The sequence below is a fragment of the Streptomyces violaceoruber genome (assembly GCF_033406955.1).
In the GTDB taxonomy this organism is placed as follows: Bacteria; Actinomycetota; Actinomycetes; order Streptomycetales; family Streptomycetaceae; genus Streptomyces; species Streptomyces violaceoruber.
Genome location: NZ_CP137734.1, coordinates 7,099,917 through 7,115,073 on the forward strand (window position 1 = coordinate 7,099,917; position 15,157 = coordinate 7,115,073).

A 15,157-nucleotide genomic window follows, 5' to 3' on the forward strand; every position below is an offset into this window, starting at 1 on the left:
TGAGTCCAGATTTCCTACTCACTGGTAGTTCCGCACCGGCAGTTCGCCACCACCGACCACCGGAGGCCCGCACCATGCGTGACGCAGTCGTCGTGGAAGCCGTACGCACCCCCATGGGCAAGGGGAAGCCGAACGGCGCCCTCGCCCACGTCCACCCCGTGGAACTCCTCGCGCACACCCTGCGCACCCTCGTCGAGCGGTCCGGGGTGGACCCGGCGCTGATCGACGACGTCATCGGCGGCACGGTGGACCAGGTCGGCGAACAGGCGATGAACACCACCCGCTACGCCCTGCTCTCGGCGGGCTTCCCCGAGTCCGTCCCCGCTACCACCGTGGACCGGCAGTGCGGCTCCTCCCAGCAGGCCGTCCACTTCGCCGCGCAGGGCGTCATGGCCGGGGCGTACGACCTCGTCGTCGCCTGCGGGGTCGAGTCCATGAGCCGGGTGCCGATGTGGTCGAACGTGCCGCCCGGCGCCGACCCCTTCGGTCCCGGCGTCGCCGCCCGCTACCCGCAGGGGCTCGTCCCGCAGGGCATCAGCGCCGAACTGATCGCCGCGAAGTGGTCACTGAGCCGGGAGCGCATGGACGCCTTCGCCGTCTCCTCGCACCAGAAGGCCGCCACCGCCCACGCCGCCGGCCGCTTCGACGCCGAGATCGCGCCGCTGGACGGGGTGTCGCACGACGAGTGCGTCCGCCCGGACAGCAACGTCGAGGTCCTCGCCGGACTGCGGCCCGCCTACCACGACCCGGCCTTCGCCGAACGGTTCCCGCAGATCGGGTGGAACGTCACCGCGGGCAACGCCAGCCCGGTCAACGACGGTGCCTCGGCCGTGCTGATCACCTCGGGCGACACCGCCGCCCGCCTCGGACTGCGGCCCCTCGCGCGGCTGCACAGCTTCGCCGTGACCGGCTCCGACCCGCTGCTCATGCTCACCGGCGTCGTCCCGGCCACCGAGAAGGTGCTGCGCCGGGCGTCGCTCTCCCTCGGCGACATCGACCTCTTCGAGGTCAACGAGGCCTTCGCGAGCGTCGTACTGGCCTGGCAGCGGGAGACCGGCGCCGACTTGGCCAAGGTCAACGTGCACGGCGGCGCCATCGCGCTCGGCCACCCCCTCGGCGCGAGCGGCACCCGTCTGACCACCACCCTCGTCCACGCCCTGCACGAACGCGGCGCCCGCTACGGCCTGCAGACCATGTGCGAGGCGGGCGGTCTCGCCAACGCCATGATCCTGGAAGCGGTGTAACGCCTCGTCGGCATCGGCTCGGCGCGCGCTGTGCACCCGCTCAGCGCCCGCGCAGCCGGTGCCGCTTGCGCCAGGCCACCACCGCGCCCGCGAGCCCCGGCAGGGCGATGCAGGCCAACGCGATCAGGAAGGCGGGGGAGGTCGGCGTCGAGGCACGGGCGCCCGCGACGACGTAGGCGGCGGTGTTGGGGACCGAACCGAGCCCCGTCGCCAGCAGGAAGGGGAGCAGACCCATGCGGGACACGGCCGCGCAGTAGTTGGACGCCGCGAAGGGCACCCCCGGGAACAGCCGCATCGCCAGCATCGTCCGGAAACCGTGCCGGCTCAGCTGCCCGTCCGCGGCCTTCAGCCACTTGCCCCGCAGCAGCGGGCGCAGCGCCTCCTGGCCGAGGACCCGGCCGAGACAGAAGGCGACCCCGGCGCCGAGCACCGTCCCCGCCAGCGCGGAGGCCAGCCCCAGCTGCGAGCCGAACAGCGCGCCGGCCGCCAGGTTGAGCAGCGGGCGCGGCACGAAGGCGACCGTGCACAGCCCGTACGCCACCGCGTACGCGACGGCCGCCGCGGCGCCCCCGAGCTGAGGCGGCCAGCCGTTCGTCAGCAACTGCTGCGGCTGGAACAGCACCACCGTCGTCGCGGCCGAAACCAGCAGGGCGACGAGCAGGGAGAGCCGGGACCACGGCGACAGCAGCACTCTCGTCACACGCGCGGCGAAGCCGGTCGGCGCGACCGGTCCTGCGGCGGCGACGGCGAGTTCGGCGGCGGCGGTCCGGGGAGAGACCGTGGCGGTGCCCCCAGAGCGGGTGGTGGCATCGAGCATCCGGTGACACTAACCGACAAATGTGTGTGATCGCCGTATGGTGCGTCTCATGAGCGTCACAGCCCGGCCGATTCCGGACGCGCCGCACAGCGCCCTCGCCGACACGGTACTGGAGCGGATCACCCTCGAATACCCCGCCGCGGCCGACCCCGAGCGGGCCGTCGGACTCCGGGCGTACATGAAGGACGTGGCGCCGTTCCTGGGCATGACCTCGCCCGTTCGCCGCTCCCTGTCCCGCGCCGTGCTGGCAGGAGTGCCCCGCCCGGACGAGCCGGACTGCACCGCGGTCGCGCTGCGCTGCTGGCGGCTGCCCGAGCGCGAGTACCACTACTTCGCCGTCGACTACCTGCGCCGGTATGTGACGCACTGCTCGTCCGGATTCCTGCCCGTGGTGCGGCACCTGCTCACCACTGTCCCCTGGTGGGACACCGTCGACCTGCTCGCCGCACACGTCGTGGGGGGCCTGGTCACCGCCGACCGCGGCCTCACGGCCGACATGGACGCCTGGATCGATGACGAGGACCGCTGGCTGGTCCGCGCGGCCCTCCTCCACCAGCTGCGGTACAAGGAACGCACCGACACCGACCGGCTCTTCGGCTACTGCCTGCGCCGGTCCGGCCACGGCGACTTCTTCGTCCGCAAGGCCGTCGGCTGGTGCCTGCGCGAGTACGCCAGGACCGACCCGGACGCCGTGCGCGCCTTCGTGGCCGAGCACCGCGCCCGCCTCGCGCCGCTGTCCGCGCGGGAGGCGCTGCGGACCATCGGCCCGTAGCGCCGGAGCGGTACCGCTCTCGAACGGCCGTTCCATAAAAAACCATTCGACGTGCGACGAAGCGTCGGCGATGATCTGTCTCATGTTCCGGTACGCCTTCCACCTCGCAGCATCCGCGGTCGCGGATGCCCCGAAGGCTGCCGTCGCCCACTTCACCGCCGCAGTCGACGGCGCCCGAAGCTGACCCTCCCCGGATCGTCCGGCGGACCCCGCAGGGGGAGGGTCGGCCGGCCCCAGGGGTCCCCACCACCGCCACGAGGCTTCGAGGTACCGCCATGTCCAAGACGGCGTACGTCCGCACCAAACCGCATCTGAACATCGGCACGATGGGCCATGTCGACCACGGCAAGACCACCCTGACCGCCGCCATCACCAAGGTCCTCGCCGAGCGCGGGGCCGGCAGCACCACCCAGTACGTTTCGTTCGACCGCATCGACCGCGCCCCGGAGGAGGCGGCGCGCGGCATCACCATCAACATCGCGCACGTCGAGTACGAGACCGACACCCGGCACTACGCCCACGTCGACATGCCCGGCCACGCCGACTACGTCAAGAACATGGTCACCGGCGCCGCCCAGCTCGACGGGGCGATCCTCGTCGTCTCCGCGCTGGACGGGATCATGCCGCAGACCGCCGAACACGTGCTGCTCGCCCGGCAGGTGGGCGTCGACCACATCGTGGTCGCGCTCAACAAGGCCGACGCGGGTGACGAGGAGCTGACCGACCTGGTCGAGCTGGAGGTGCGCGAACTGCTCACCGCGCACGGCTACGGCGGCGACGCCGTGCCCGTCGTACGGGTCTCGGGGCTGAAGGCCCTGGAGGGCGACCCGCGGTGGACGGCCTCCGTCGAGGCGCTGCTCGACGCCGTGGACACGTACGTGCCCATGCCCGAGCGGTACCTGGACGCGCCGTTCCTGCTGCCGGTGGAGAACGTGCTCACCATCACCGGCCGCGGCACCGTCGTCACCGGCGCCGTCGAGCGCGGCACCGTGCGCGTCGGCGACCGGGTCGAGGTGCTCGGGGCGTCCGTCGAGACGGTCGTCACCGGCCTGGAGACCTTCGGCAAGCCGATGGAGGAGGCGCAGGCCGGGGACAACGTGGCGCTGCTGCTGCGCGGGGTCGCCCGCGACACGGTGCGCCGCGGGCAGGTGGTCGCCGCACCCGGCAGCGTCGTCCCCGCGCGGCGTTTCCGGGCCCGGGTGTACGTGCTCTCGGCGCGCGAGGGCGGGCGCTCGACACCGCTCACCACCGGATACCGGCCGCAGTTCTACATCCGCACCGCCGACGTGGTCGGCGACGTGGACCTCGGCGAGGAGGCCGTCGCCCGGCCCGGGGACACCGTCACCATGACGGTCGAGCTGGGACGGGACGTGCCGCTGGAGACGGGGCTCGGCTTCGCGATCCGCGAGGGCGGCCGCACCGTGGGGGCGGGGACCGTGACCGCGGTGGAGTGAGCGCGCCGGGGTGAGTGGGCCGGGCTGAGTGGGCCGGGCTGAGCCCGGTGGAGCGGGCGGCCCGCCGGGCACCGGCACAATGGGCGGGTGAACGAAGCCATACCCGTCAGCCGGGTCACCGACCACGGCACCGCCAAGCTCATGCCCGACGTCGACCGGGCCCGGGCCTGGCTGCTCACCGTGGACGGGGCGCCGCAGTCGTACGTCGACCTGGACGAGCCGGCGCACCTGGAGTTCGAGTACACGCGCCGGCTCGGCCACGTCCTGGACACGGTCGCCGAGCCGGGGCGCACGCTGGACGTCCTGCACCTGGGCGGCGGCGCGTTCACCCTGCCCCGGTACGTGGCCGCGACCCGGCCCGGCTCGCGGCAGGACGTCGTGGAGGCCGACCGGGGGCTGCTCGACCTGGTCGCCGAGCACCTGCCGCTGCCGCCGGGCGCGGGCATCACCGCCCACGGTGCCGATGCCCGCGCCTGGCTGGCGGCCGCCCCCGCGGACTCGGCCGACGTACTGGTCGCCGACGTCTTCGGGGGCTCACGCGTGCCCGCGCACCTGACGTCCCTCGGCTATGTGCGCGAGGCGGCCCGGGTTCTGCGCGCCGACGGCGTCTACGTGGCCAACCTGGCCGACGGGGCGCCGTTCGGCTTCCTGCGCGGCCAACTGGCCGGATTCGCCGCCTTCTTCGAGGAGCTGGCGCTGATCGCCGAACCGGGGGTGCTGCGCGGGCGCCGCTTCGGCAACGCGGTGCTCGTCGCCGCGCACCGGCCGCTGGACACCGCCGCGCTGGCCCGGCGCACCGCCGCCGACGCCTTCCCGGCCAGGGTCGAGCACGGGCCCGCCCTGCGGGACTTCGTCGGCGACGCCCGTCCGGTGCGGGACGAGGACGCCGTACCGTCGCCCGAGCCCCCGGCCGGGGCATTCGGCATCGGCTGAGCGACGCCGTCGGCCCGGTGCGCCTAGGACTCGGTCGGCGGTTCCTCGGTGAGGCGCACGGTGGCGAGGATCTTCTGGATCGTCGCCTCCGGGATCTCCTCCTTGACGCCCTTGGGGCCGTAGAGGTTCCAGGTGACGAAGTCGCCCGCGCCGTTCTTGAACGCGAAGGTGATCGCCTTGCCCTCGGTGTCGCACTTGCCCTTCTTGGGAGCGCCCTCCGAGTGCGCCGTGATGACACTCCCCTTGATGCCCGAAGCGGTGGTGTACGGCTTCGGCTTGCCGTACTTCACGCTCTTCTTGTCCGGCTCGGTGTAACCGCCGTAGATCCACCACGGCACCCGCGTCTCGGCCGCCTGGTCGGTGGTCTTGGCGCCGCTCTCGCCGCGGGTGCCCGTGGTGGCGAGGGCGGTGGTCTCCTTGCGGCCGTCCTTGTTCTCGTCGGTCGTGCACCACTCGGACTTCAGGTAGGCCGGAGCGGTGACCGTGGTGCGGTCGGTCTTCCCGTCCTCCTCCCACTCGAAGCCGACGCTGGTGTCGGTGCTGTCGATCTCCCATTCCGCGGGCACGTCGAACATGGTGCCGAAGCGCGGGTTGGCGACGACCTTCCAGCCGTCGACGGTGGCCTTCGCGCCCTCGCCCCCGCGCGGGTTCTCGTCGGCGCCCGACGCGCTGGGGTCGGCGGTGGGGGACTCGGACTTCTCCACGGTCGGGCTCGCGGACGTCTTCTTGTCCTTGCCGTCGTCCGCCTTGTCGTCCTTGTCGCCGCCGAGCACCAGGAAGCCGGTGACGCCCGCGGCCACGACCACGGCGAGGGACGCGACGATCGCGACCAGCTTCGTCCGGTTGCCGCCACCGCCACCACCGCCCGTGGCCGGCTGCGGAACGGTGGCCGGCTGCGGCGTGCTCCACTGCTGCTGCCCGTACGCGCCGGGCTGCTGCTGGTAGCCCGGCTGCTGATACGGATTCGGCTGCTGGTACCCCGGCTGCTGGTACGGATTGTTCTGCGGGTTCTGCTCGCCCCCGGGCGGCTGCTGTCCTGGCCACATGAGCAGTCACCCTAATGCCGCCCAGGAAACGATTCGGTCACCGACCCTTGTCAGGGACGTACCGAAACCCGGAAACCTAGGGCCTGTCCGACGGCGTGTACTCCCTGACGGTGGCCAGAATCCTGCGCACGGTGGCGTCGGTCACCTCGTCGGCGACGCCCGCGGCGCCGAAGAACGACCACGACACGAAGTCGCCGTCGGCGGACTTGAAGGCGAAGGTGGTCGCCTTGCCGTTCACGTCGCACTTGCCCTTCTTCGCCACCCCGGCCGACCGGGAGGTGGCCAGGCTGCCCTCGATGCCGGAGTCGGTGGTGAAGGGCGTCACCGTCCCCGTCGAGACCTTGTCCCGGTCCGGCTGGGCGAAGGCCCCGTAGACCCAGGTCGCGGAGTCGGCCCTGGCGATCTCCCCGGTGCTCCGGGCGCCGTTGTTGCCGCGGGTGCCCGCACTGGCCAGGGGCGTGTACTCGACCGAGCCGTCCCGGTCGCCGTCCGACCCGCACCACTTCTCCTTCAGGACGGCGGGGGCCTTCATGGCGACCAGGGGCTTCTCGTCGGGGTCGTCGTCCTCGGCGACGTAGGTCACCCAGTCGCGGGACTGCGGCACCCAGGACGCCGGTACGTCGAAGGCGAGGCCGAGGTCGGGATTGGCCACGACGGTCCAGCCCTCGACGGTGGCCTTCGGGGCGCCGTCCCCGCCGCGCGGGTCGTCGGCGGGGGAGGCGGACGGTGCGGAGACGGACGGAGCGGAGGCGGTGGGGCCGGGCCGCGCCCCGTCGTCCTCGCCGCCGCCCAGGAGCACCGCCCCGGTCACCGCGGCGGCGACCACCACGACCGCGGCCGCGACGATCACCACCACCTTCGTACGGCCGTGGCCGGGCCCCCGGCCGGCCGGTCCGCCGGCCGGTCCGCCGGCCGGTCCGCCGGCCGGTCCGCCGGACGCGACGGCGGGGGCGTTCCAGGGCGCGGGCTGCTGCTGTCCCGGGTGCGGCTGCTGCTGGTAACCGGGCTGCCGGTACGGGTTGGGGTGCCGTGGGTCCGGTCCGCCGGTGGATGACTGCTCTCCTGGCCACATGGGCGCACAGCTTACGGCGATCTTCACGGGTGCCTGGCCCTGGAAGCTACTCGCGGGTAACCTGCCTTCATGAGCGCAGATCAGATGTCGATCGGCGAGTTGCTCGCCGCCACCGTGCCGATGGTCCGGACCCTGAACCTCGAGTACCTGGAGACCACTCCGGAGAAGGCCGTCCTGGCCCTCCCGGACCAGAGCGAGTACCGCAACCACGTCGGCGGACCGCACGCCGGAGCCATGTTCACGCTGGGCGAGTCGGCCAGCGGCGCGATCGTGCTGGCCGCCTTCGGCGACCAGCTCTCCCGGGCCGTGCCGCTGCCGGTCACCGCGGAGATCGCCTTCAAGAAGATCGCGCTCGGCCCGGTCACCGCCACCGCGACCCTCGGCCGTCCCGCCGCGGAGGTCGTCGCCGAACTGGACGCGGGCAGCCGGCCCGAGTTCCCCGTGAGCGTCGCCATCCGGCGCGAGGACGGAGCCGTCACCGGTGAGATGACCGTCATATGGACCCTGCGACCCAACGGCTGACCCCCGCCGACCCGGTACGCTTCCCGGTGCGCCTTGATCGAGGCGCACCGGGAACAGGGATCGGGTTCGCGAAGCGGAGGGTGGGGCGTTGCACGTCCAGGAATGGCTCGACACGGTGCCCGCGGCGGCCGTCTACGCCGTCGTCGGACTCGTCATCGGTCTGGAGAGCCTGGGCATTCCGTTGCCCGGTGAGATCATTCTGGTGTCGGCGGCCCTGCTGTCGTCGCAGCACGGCGGGATCGACCCGCTGGTCCTCGGCGCCTGCGCCAGCGCGGGCGCGGTGATCGGCGACTCCATCGGGTACGCCATCGGCCGCAAGGGCGGCCGGCCCCTGCTGGCCTGGCTGGGCGGAAAGTTCCCCAGGCACTTCGGCGAGGGGCATGTCGCCACCGCCGAGCGGTCCTTCCAGAAGTGGGGCATGTGGGCCGTGTTCTTCGGCCGCTTCGTCGCCCTGCTGCGGATCTTCGCGGGCCCGCTGGCCGGTGTGCTGCGGATGCCGTACTGGAAGTTCCTGATCGCCAACGTCCTCGGCGGCATCGTCTGGGCGGGCGGCACCACCGCCGTCATCTACTACGTCGGTGTCGTCGCGGAGGACTGGCTCAAGCGCTTCTCGTGGCTCGGCCTGGTGGTGGCGGTCCTGATCGGCATCGCGTCCATGCTGATCGTCAAGCGCAGGGCGGGCAAGGCCCAGCAGACGCCCGAGCCGGTCGCCGCCGGGGAGTGAGGCGCCCCCCAAAGGGGCGCGGGGGACTGCGCGACCAGCCACGGACGGCCCGCAGACGGCGTCTCAGCGAACCTCCCCCACCGCATCCCGATGCTGCCCGGCCAGCGCCGCGTACATCGTGCCGTTCAGCGTGACCCCCTGACGCTCCTCCTCCGTCAGCTCCCGCTTCACCTTCGCCGGCACCCCCGCGACCAGCGACCCCGGCGGCACCCGCATCCCCTGCGGGACCAGCGCCTGGGCGGCGACCAGTGAACCGGCGCCGATCACCGCGCCGTTGAGCACCGTGGCACCCATGCCGATCAGGCAGTCGTCCTCGACGGTGGCGCCGTGCACCACGGCGTTGTGACCGATGGAGACGCGCTCGCCGACGGTGACGGGGAAACCGGGGTCGGCGTGGAGCGTGCAGTTGTCCTGGACGTTGCTGTCCGCGCCGACGGAGATCCGCTCGACGTCGCCGCGCAGCACCGCGCCGTACCAGACGCTCGCCCCGGCGTGCAGTGTCACGTCCCCGACGACCGAGGCGGTCGGCGCCACGAAGACCTCCGCGTCCACCTTCGGGTCCTTGCCACCGATGCCCGTGATCAGCGCCTTCTGCGTCATCTCCGCCTCCTGCTCGGGTGTTGTACGGCACCGTACGCCACCCGGTGGGGTGAAGATCACAGCACGGCGCGGTCCTGGCCGCCGCGCGCGCGGTCTACCGTGAGCGGGTGCCCCACCGCAAGAACACGTTCTCGTCCTGGCGGAGCCGCCTCGCCCAGAAGGCCGTCCACGCGGGCTGGGCCTGGGTGCAGCGCACCGGTTCCGTCACCGCCGCGCACCCGGGGCGGTTCCGGTTCGGCGCGCTGGGCACGGGCACCCGGCTCGCCTTCCCGCTCGGCACGGTCTTCGGCGAGCCCTGGATCCAGGTCGGCGCGCACTGCATCATCGGCGAGCAGGTCACGCTGACCGCCGGGCTCATGCCCGACCTCGACCTCGGACCGGAACCGATCCTGCGCATCGGCGACGGGGTCGTCCTCGGCCGCGGCAGCCACGTCATCGCGGACACCACCGTCACCATCGGCAGCGACTGCTACTTCGGCCCGTACGTCTACGTCACCTCCACCAACCACTCCTACGACGACCCGCACCAGCCCATCGGCAAGCAGTGGCCGCGGATGGACCCGGTGGAGATCGGCCCCGGCTGCTGGATCGGCACGGGCGCGGTGATCCTGCCCGGCGCCCGGATCGGACGGAACGTGGTCGTGGCCGCCGGTGCCGTGGTCCGGGGCGCGGTCCCCGACCACGCCGTGGTGGCGGGCGCCCCCGCCCGCGTCGTACGGCGCTGGACACCGGCCGAGGGCTGGCAGCCGCCGCTGCGGACCCCGGCCCCGGTGCCGATTCCCGACGGGATCACGCCGGGGCAGCTGCGGGAGCTGTCGAAGCTGGACGACGAGGCGGTGGCCCGTCTCGCCGAACTGGACGACCCGGAGCGGGCGGCGGGCAGGCTCGCCGAACCGGCCGCGGAGGGCTGAACGGGCGCGAGTGCCGGGCGGGCGCCGGGCTCAGCCCGTCGCCAGCAGCAGCGTGCCCACCAGCGCGAGGCCCGCGCCGGCCGCCTGCACGGCACGCAGCCGTTCGCTCAGGAATCCCCGCGCGGCCAGGGCGGTCACCACCGGGTAGAGGGAGGCCAGGACGGCGGCGACCGTGACCGGGCCGTGCTGGGCGGCGATCGAGTACGTGCCGTTGGCCGCGACGTCGGCGAGGCCGACGAAGGCCAGCGCGGGCAGCGTGGTGAGGGGGAGGCCCTGCTCGGGCAGGGCGGGGGCGCCGCGCCGCACGGACAGCCACAGCGCCGCTCCGCCCGCGGCGACGTTGGTGGCGCGCTGGACGAACAGGGCGAGGAAGAGACCGGTGAGCGTGGTCGACGCCTCGGCGATGAGGGCCATCACCGCGCCGAAGCCCATCGCGGCGACGAGCGTGAGGACGACGGCCCGCCGCTGCACGGGCGCGCCCCTCAGCTGGGGACCTCCGGCGAGCACGACCCCGGCGACGGCGACCAGGACGCCCGCGAGCTGCGGCAGTCCGGGCCGCTCGCCCAGGACGAGGCCCACGGTCACCGGGACGGCCACGCCGAGCGAACCGAGCGGCGAGACGACCCCCCATCGGGCCCATGGCCAATGCCTTGTAGAACGCGAGCATCGCCATCGGCCCGACCAGCCCCGCCGCGACCGCGAACCACAGGTGCGGCGACGCCTCGCTCCAGGCGCCGGTCGCGGCCACGATCACACCGAGGACCGCGACCGCGATCGACTGCGAGACGACGACCACCGTGAGCGCCGGGGTGCGCCGGGTCAGCACCCCGCCGCCGAAGTCGGCCAGGCCCCACAGGGCGCTGGTGGCCAGGGCGAACAGCGCTGTCATGATCCGGTCGCCTCGCAGTACAGTTCGGTGGACCTTCGGGTGCAGCAGACCATAGTTCAATCTGCTGCACCGTGTAATCCAAAATAATGCACGCATCTGTACGAGTCCCTGGACGGAACGTGGCGGACCTCGACCTCCTGACCCAGTCCCTGGCGCGCAACGTCAAGCGCTGGCGCGGCGAACGCGGCTTCACCCTGGAGGCGCTGGCGGCGCGCGCCGGGGTCAGCCGCGGCATGCTCATCCAGATCGAGCAGGCCCGCACCAACCCCAGCCTCGGTACCGTCGTGAAGATCGGCGACGCCCTCGGCGTCAGCATCACCACCCTGCTCGACTGGGAACAGGGGCCCGCGGTCCGCGTCGTCCCCGCCGACGAGGCCGTCCGCCTCTGGCACACCGACGCCGGCAGCTTCAGCCGGCTGCTCGCCGGGGTGGAGGCGCCCGGCCCGCTGGAGATGTGGGAATGGCGGCTGATGCCGGGCGAGAGCAGCCTCTCCGACCCGCACCCCACCGGCACCGTCGAGCTGGTGCACGTCACCTCCGGTGAACTCGCCCTCACCGTCGACGGGGTGACCCACCGCGTGCCCACGGGCGCGAGCGCCTCCTTCGAGTCCGACACCCCGCACACGTACGGCAACGAGGGTGACGCGCCGATGGAGATGATCATGGCCGTCTCGGTGCCGCCCGTCCGCTGAGACGGCCGCTCACCGGGGCTCAGGCGGTTGTTAGCGTGCCGCCATGCACGCACCCATCGGGAACTTCGACAGCGCCGCGCCCGCCCCGGACCGCCTCGACGCACTGACCCGCCCGGTCGCCGACGCCGTACGCCACTGGAGCGGCACCGTACCCGCCGACCAGATCCTCTACGTCGACACCGAACCGGACTGGGCCGACACCGCCACCTTCGTCGAGCACTACGGCCGTGAGCTGCTCGAACAGTCCGCCAACTGCGTGGTGGTCACCGGCAAGCGCGGCGGCGGCACGACGCTCGCCGCCTGCGTGGTCCTCTCCACCACCAGGGTCGACGTCAACGGCGTCGTGCGCCGTCGCCTCGGGGCGCGCAAGGCCTCCTTCGCGCCGATGGACACGGCCACCGGGGAGACCGGCATGGAGTACGGCGGCATCACCCCGGTCGGCCTGCCCGCCGGGTGGCCCGTGCTGGTGGACTCGGCCGTCGTCGACCTGCCGTACGTCCTCGTCGGCAGCGGACGCAGGCGCGGCAAGCTGCTCGTGCCGGGCAAGGCCTTCGCGGAGCTGCCCGGCGCCGAGGTGCTGGAAGGACTGGGCGTCGCCTGACCCGTCACGCGGGGGCGTGGTGGGCGAGCGCCAGGTGCGGATCCGCCTCGCCCGGGCACGGCGCCGGATCGGCGTGGACCAGGGCGGCGGAGAGCCGCGGCACCGCGTGCAGCAGGGCGTGTTCGGCCGCCACGGCGATGCGGTGGGCCTCGCGGACCGTCGCCTCGCCGTCCACCACCAGCGCCACCTCGGCGCGCAGCCGGTGCCCGATCCAGCGCAGGCGCAGCTCGCCCACCCCGCGCACGCCGGGGACCTCGCCCAGTACGCGTTCGGCCCGGTCCACCAGCGCCGGGTCGACGGCGTCCATCAGCCGCCGGAACACCTCGCGCGCCGCGTCCCGCAGGACGAGCACGATCGCGGCCGTGATCGCCAGCCCCACGACCGGGTCGGCGAGCCGCCACCCCAGTGCCGCGCCGCCGGCGCCCAGCAGTACGGCCAGGGACGTGTACCCGTCCGTGCGGGCGTGCAGACCGTCGGCCACCAGCGCGGCGGAGCCGATCTCCCGGCCCACGCGGATCCGGTGGCGGGCCACCCACTCGTTGCCGGCGAAACCGGCCAGGGCGGCCACGGCCACCGCCGGGACGTGTGCGACCGGGCGCGGGTCGAGCAGCCGGTCGACCGCCGTCCACGCCGCGAAGACGGCGGACGCGGCGATGGTCAGCACGATCACGATGCCCGCCAGATCCTCCGCCCGCCCGTAGCCGTAGGTGAAACGCCGGGTCGCCGCGCGCCGGCCGAGGACGAAGGCGATGGCCAGGGGTACGGCGGTCAGCGCGTCCGCGGTGTTGTGCACCGTGTCCCCGAGCAGCGCCACCGATCCGGAGGCCACGACCACGGCCGCCTGTGCCAGCGCCGTCGCGCCGAGCACCGCCAGCGACACCCACAGCGCGCGCAGCCCGCGGGCCGAGGCCTCCAGGGCCGGGTCCAGCTTGTCGGCGCTCTCGTGGGAGTGGGGTGTGAGCCGGTGGGCGAGGAGGTGCGCGAACCGGCGCCACCGGGCCGCGGGGGAGCGGTCGCGGTGAGCGTGTGCGTCCTGTGAGCGATCGTGGTGGTCGCGATGGTGGTGAGCGTGATGGTGCCGGTGCGGGTCGCTCATGGGTGCCCCTTCCGGTGCTCGGTGCTCGGTGCCGGGTGCCTTCCGGCGTCCGGTGTGTCGGTGCGACGGGTGGACGCGTGCCGTCCGTCCCGCCATTATGTGCGTATGAGCGCACGCATGCACCTGTCACCTGCGGACGATGCGCACCCGCGCACACCGGGCGAGGAGCAGTTCGCCCTGGCCGCCGAGATCCTCGCGCTGCTCGGCGACCGCACCCGCCTGACCCTGCTGCACGCCCTGACCGGCGGCGAGGCCGACGTCACCACCCTCACCGAGGCCTGCGGGGCGGCCCGCCCGGCGGTCAGCCAGCACCTGGCCCGGCTGCGCCTCGCGGGGCTGGTCGGCACCCGCAAGGAGGGGCGCCGGGTCGTGTACTCCCTGCGCGACGGACATCTGCGCCGCCTGGTCGACGAGGCGCTGAACGTGGCCGACCACCGGCTCGGCGACCGGCCGCTCCACGACTGAGCTACCTGCCGTCCCGGCTGCCCGGGAGCTCAGCCGGTCGTCCGCACGCCGAGGTACCGCTCGGCGAACTCCGCCGCCGCGGCCGGTGAGGAGAACAGGCGCCGCAGCCGGGCCAGCGCGGCACCCGCGCGGTAGGGGTCCCCCGACGCCGTGCCGTGGTACATCTCCGCGAGCCACTGGGAGAACTCCTGGTAGTCCCACACCCGGGCGAGACACGCGTCCGAGTAGCCGGCCAGTGCGGAGTCGTCACCCTTCGTCAGGGCCGCGACCAGCCCGTCGCCGAGCAGGAAGGCGTCGTGCAGGGCGAGGTTCAGCCCTTTGGCGGCGATGGGCGCGGTCAGGTGGGCCGCGTCCCCGGCCAGGAAGAGCCGCCCGAAGGCCATCGGCTCGACCACGTAACTGTGCATGTCGAGCACGCGCTTCTCGATCAGCCGCCCCTCCGTGAGCGGCGGTGCGCCCGCCGCGCCGAGCCGTTCCCGAAGCTCGGCCCAGACCCGCTCGTGCGGCCAGTTCTCCGGGGAGTCGCCCGGCGGACACTGGAGGTAGTAGCGGGTCACCTCGGGGCTGCGCGCCATGTGCCCGGCGAAGCCGCGCGGATGCATGCCGAACACCACGCAGTCCGAGGACGGCGGGGCCTCGGCCAGCAGCGCCAGCCAGCCGACGCCGTAGTCGTGACGGGCGAGGCGGACCCGCCCGGCGGGCAGCGACGCGCGGGTCACGCCGCGGGCACCGTCGCACCCCGCGACGAAGTCCGCCTCCACGACCCGGCGTTCACCGGAATCGGGGCACACGTACGACACCGCCGGCCGGGCTGACCCGGTGCCGTGCAGACGCACGTCCCGGACACCGAACCGGATCTCCCCGCCACGCACGTCCGCGTACTCCCGGACCAGGTCCGTCACCAGGAACTGCTGCGGATAGACGAAGTGGTGGCGCCCCGTCAGTCCGGTGTACCCGAAGCGGTACCGCTCCCCGGCGAACCGGAACTCGCACTCGGTGTGGGCCTGCGCCCGCTCCAGCAGGGTCCGTGCCAGTCCGCGCCGTGCCAGCCCGCGCACGGCCCACTCCTCGATGACACCCGCCCGCGGCCGGTGCTCGACGACTTCGCGGGTCGCGGTCTCCAGCACCAGACAGCCGACACCCGCCGCGCGCAGGATGCTGCCGACGGTCAGCCCGGCCGGACCCGCGCCCACCACGACGACTGAAATGCCTCGCGGCGCAGCGGAGTCGGGATGGCGGGAGGGTGCGGTCACGCGGACATTATGTCGGCGGCGCACGGGCCACCGGAACGGTCGCGACGGCCCGCCCCGCGGGAAAAC

Annotated in this window: 16 protein-coding genes and 1 pseudogene; 10 read left to right on the forward strand and 7 right to left on the reverse strand. The window is 73.4% G+C overall.

From position 1 onward, the window contains the following. Positions 1–74: 74 nt before the first annotated feature. Positions 75–1,244 carry a thiolase family protein gene (locus tag R2E43_RS31835; protein WP_030865980.1) on the forward strand — a complete coding sequence of 390 codons (1,170 nt, stop codon included), beginning with the start codon at positions 75–77 and terminating at the stop codon, positions 1,242–1,244. A gap of 40 nt (positions 1,245–1,284) precedes the next feature. Here the strand turns inward: R2E43_RS31835 and R2E43_RS31840 are convergent, their stop codons facing one another. Continuing rightward, positions 1,285–2,061, reverse strand: a complete 777-nt coding sequence (locus R2E43_RS31840) for a TVP38/TMEM64 family protein (protein WP_011027720.1) — start codon at positions 2,059–2,061, stop codon at positions 1,285–1,287. Between the two features lie 49 nt (positions 2,062–2,110). Between R2E43_RS31840 and R2E43_RS31845 the strand changes: the two genes are divergently transcribed. The 3 genes from R2E43_RS31845 (at position 2,111) to R2E43_RS31855 (ending at position 5,220) form a co-directional block, all read left to right on the forward strand. Then, entirely contained in the window at positions 2,111–2,833 is a 723-nt protein-coding gene (locus R2E43_RS31845; protein ID WP_189282899.1) for a DNA alkylation repair protein, read from the forward strand. 275 nt (positions 2,834–3,108) lie between these two features. Beyond that, positions 3,109–4,287, forward strand: coding sequence for an elongation factor Tu (tuf, locus tag R2E43_RS31850; RefSeq protein WP_003977508.1), 1,179 nt, complete (start codon positions 3,109–3,111; stop codon positions 4,285–4,287). 87 nt (positions 4,288–4,374) lie between these two features. Beyond that, positions 4,375–5,220, forward strand: coding sequence for a spermidine synthase (locus R2E43_RS31855; protein ID WP_030865987.1), 846 nt, complete (start codon positions 4,375–4,377; stop codon positions 5,218–5,220). 23 nt (positions 5,221–5,243) lie between these two features. On the opposite strand, the gene R2E43_RS31860 is transcribed toward R2E43_RS31855, so the two are convergent. Then, positions 5,244–6,266 (reverse strand): hypothetical protein, encoded by a 1,023-nt coding sequence (locus R2E43_RS31860; RefSeq protein ID WP_332056777.1) that lies wholly within the window; start codon positions 6,264–6,266, stop codon positions 5,244–5,246. A 76-nt stretch (positions 6,267–6,342) separates the two neighbouring features. Next, entirely contained in the window at positions 6,343–7,338 is a 996-nt protein-coding gene (locus tag R2E43_RS31865; RefSeq protein ID WP_332056778.1) for a hypothetical protein, read from the reverse strand. Positions 7,339–7,422: 84 nt separating this feature from the next. On the opposite strand from R2E43_RS31865, the gene R2E43_RS31870 reads away from it, so the two are divergent. Then, positions 7,423–7,860 (forward strand): DUF4442 domain-containing protein, encoded by a 438-nt coding sequence (locus R2E43_RS31870; protein WP_003977512.1) that lies wholly within the window; start codon positions 7,423–7,425, stop codon positions 7,858–7,860. A gap of 88 nt (positions 7,861–7,948) precedes the next feature. Continuing rightward, on the forward strand, positions 7,949–8,584 hold the full coding sequence (locus R2E43_RS31875) for a DedA family protein (RefSeq protein WP_003977513.1): 636 nt from the start codon (positions 7,949–7,951) through the stop codon (positions 8,582–8,584). 63 nt (positions 8,585–8,647) lie between these two features. Here R2E43_RS31875 and R2E43_RS31880 read toward each other — a convergent pair whose 3' ends face one another. Continuing rightward, positions 8,648–9,184 carry a gamma carbonic anhydrase family protein gene (locus tag R2E43_RS31880; protein ID WP_003977514.1) on the reverse strand — a complete coding sequence of 179 codons (537 nt, stop codon included), beginning with the start codon at positions 9,182–9,184 and terminating at the stop codon, positions 8,648–8,650. A gap of 107 nt (positions 9,185–9,291) precedes the next feature. Between R2E43_RS31880 and R2E43_RS31885 the strand changes: the two genes are divergently transcribed. Next, complete coding sequence (locus tag R2E43_RS31885; protein ID WP_003977515.1) at positions 9,292–10,095, forward strand: acyltransferase; 804 nt, start codon at positions 9,292–9,294, stop codon at positions 10,093–10,095. Positions 10,096–10,125: 30 nt separating this feature from the next. Here the strand turns inward: R2E43_RS31885 and R2E43_RS31890 are convergent. Continuing rightward, a pseudogene (locus tag R2E43_RS31890) lies at positions 10,126–10,984 on the reverse strand (EamA family transporter). A 119-nt stretch (positions 10,985–11,103) separates the two neighbouring features. Between R2E43_RS31890 and R2E43_RS31895 the strand changes: the two are divergent. Next, positions 11,104–11,676: a helix-turn-helix domain-containing protein gene (locus R2E43_RS31895; RefSeq protein ID WP_016325714.1), complete on the forward strand. Its 573-nt coding sequence runs from the start codon at positions 11,104–11,106 to the stop codon at positions 11,674–11,676. 43 nt (positions 11,677–11,719) lie between these two features. Further along, entirely contained in the window at positions 11,720–12,277 is a 558-nt protein-coding gene (locus tag R2E43_RS31900; protein WP_003977518.1) for a YbaK/EbsC family protein, read from the forward strand. A 4-nt stretch (positions 12,278–12,281) separates the two neighbouring features. On the opposite strand, the gene R2E43_RS31905 is transcribed toward R2E43_RS31900, so the two are convergent. Further along, positions 12,282–13,373, reverse strand: coding sequence for a cation diffusion facilitator family transporter (locus tag R2E43_RS31905; RefSeq protein ID WP_332056779.1), 1,092 nt, complete (start codon positions 13,371–13,373; stop codon positions 12,282–12,284). Between the two features lie 105 nt (positions 13,374–13,478). On the opposite strand from R2E43_RS31905, the gene R2E43_RS31910 reads away from it, so the two are divergent. After that, a complete protein-coding gene (locus R2E43_RS31910; RefSeq protein WP_003977520.1) occupies positions 13,479–13,838 on the forward strand; it encodes an ArsR/SmtB family transcription factor in 360 nt (119 codons plus the stop codon). Positions 13,839–13,867: 29 nt separating this feature from the next. Here R2E43_RS31910 and R2E43_RS31915 read toward each other — a convergent pair whose 3' ends face one another. Beyond that, a complete protein-coding gene (locus R2E43_RS31915; protein WP_332056780.1) occupies positions 13,868–15,091 on the reverse strand; it encodes a 4-hydroxybenzoate 3-monooxygenase in 1,224 nt (407 codons plus the stop codon). Positions 15,092–15,157 lie beyond the last annotated feature (66 nt).

Bases quoted from the DNA above. Each gene is read 5' to 3' on its own strand.
- R2E43_RS31865 (WP_332056778.1), bottom strand. From the start codon at position 7,338: ATGTGGCCAGGAGAGCAGTCATCCACCGGCGGACCGGACCCACGGCAC.
- R2E43_RS31845 (WP_189282899.1), top strand. From the start codon at position 2,111: ATGAGCGTCACAGCCCGGCCGATTCCGGACGCGCCGCACAGCGCCCTC.
- R2E43_RS31905 (WP_332056779.1), bottom strand. From the start codon at position 13,373: ATGAGCGACCCGCACCGGCACCATCACGCTCACCACCATCGCGACCAC.
- tuf (WP_003977508.1), top strand. From the start codon at position 3,109: ATGTCCAAGACGGCGTACGTCCGCACCAAACCGCATCTGAACATCGGC.
- R2E43_RS31840 (WP_011027720.1), bottom strand. From the start codon at position 2,061: ATGCTCGATGCCACCACCCGCTCTGGGGGCACCGCCACGGTCTCTCCC.
- R2E43_RS31860 (WP_332056777.1), bottom strand. From the start codon at position 6,266: ATGTGGCCAGGACAGCAGCCGCCCGGGGGCGAGCAGAACCCGCAGAAC.
- R2E43_RS31880 (WP_003977514.1), bottom strand. From the start codon at position 9,184: ATGACGCAGAAGGCGCTGATCACGGGCATCGGTGGCAAGGACCCGAAG.
- R2E43_RS31910 (WP_003977520.1), top strand. From the start codon at position 13,479: ATGAGCGCACGCATGCACCTGTCACCTGCGGACGATGCGCACCCGCGC.
- R2E43_RS31900 (WP_003977518.1), top strand. From the start codon at position 11,720: ATGCACGCACCCATCGGGAACTTCGACAGCGCCGCGCCCGCCCCGGAC.
- R2E43_RS31835 (WP_030865980.1), top strand. From the start codon at position 75: ATGCGTGACGCAGTCGTCGTGGAAGCCGTACGCACCCCCATGGGCAAG.
- R2E43_RS31870 (WP_003977512.1), top strand. From the start codon at position 7,423: ATGTCGATCGGCGAGTTGCTCGCCGCCACCGTGCCGATGGTCCGGACC.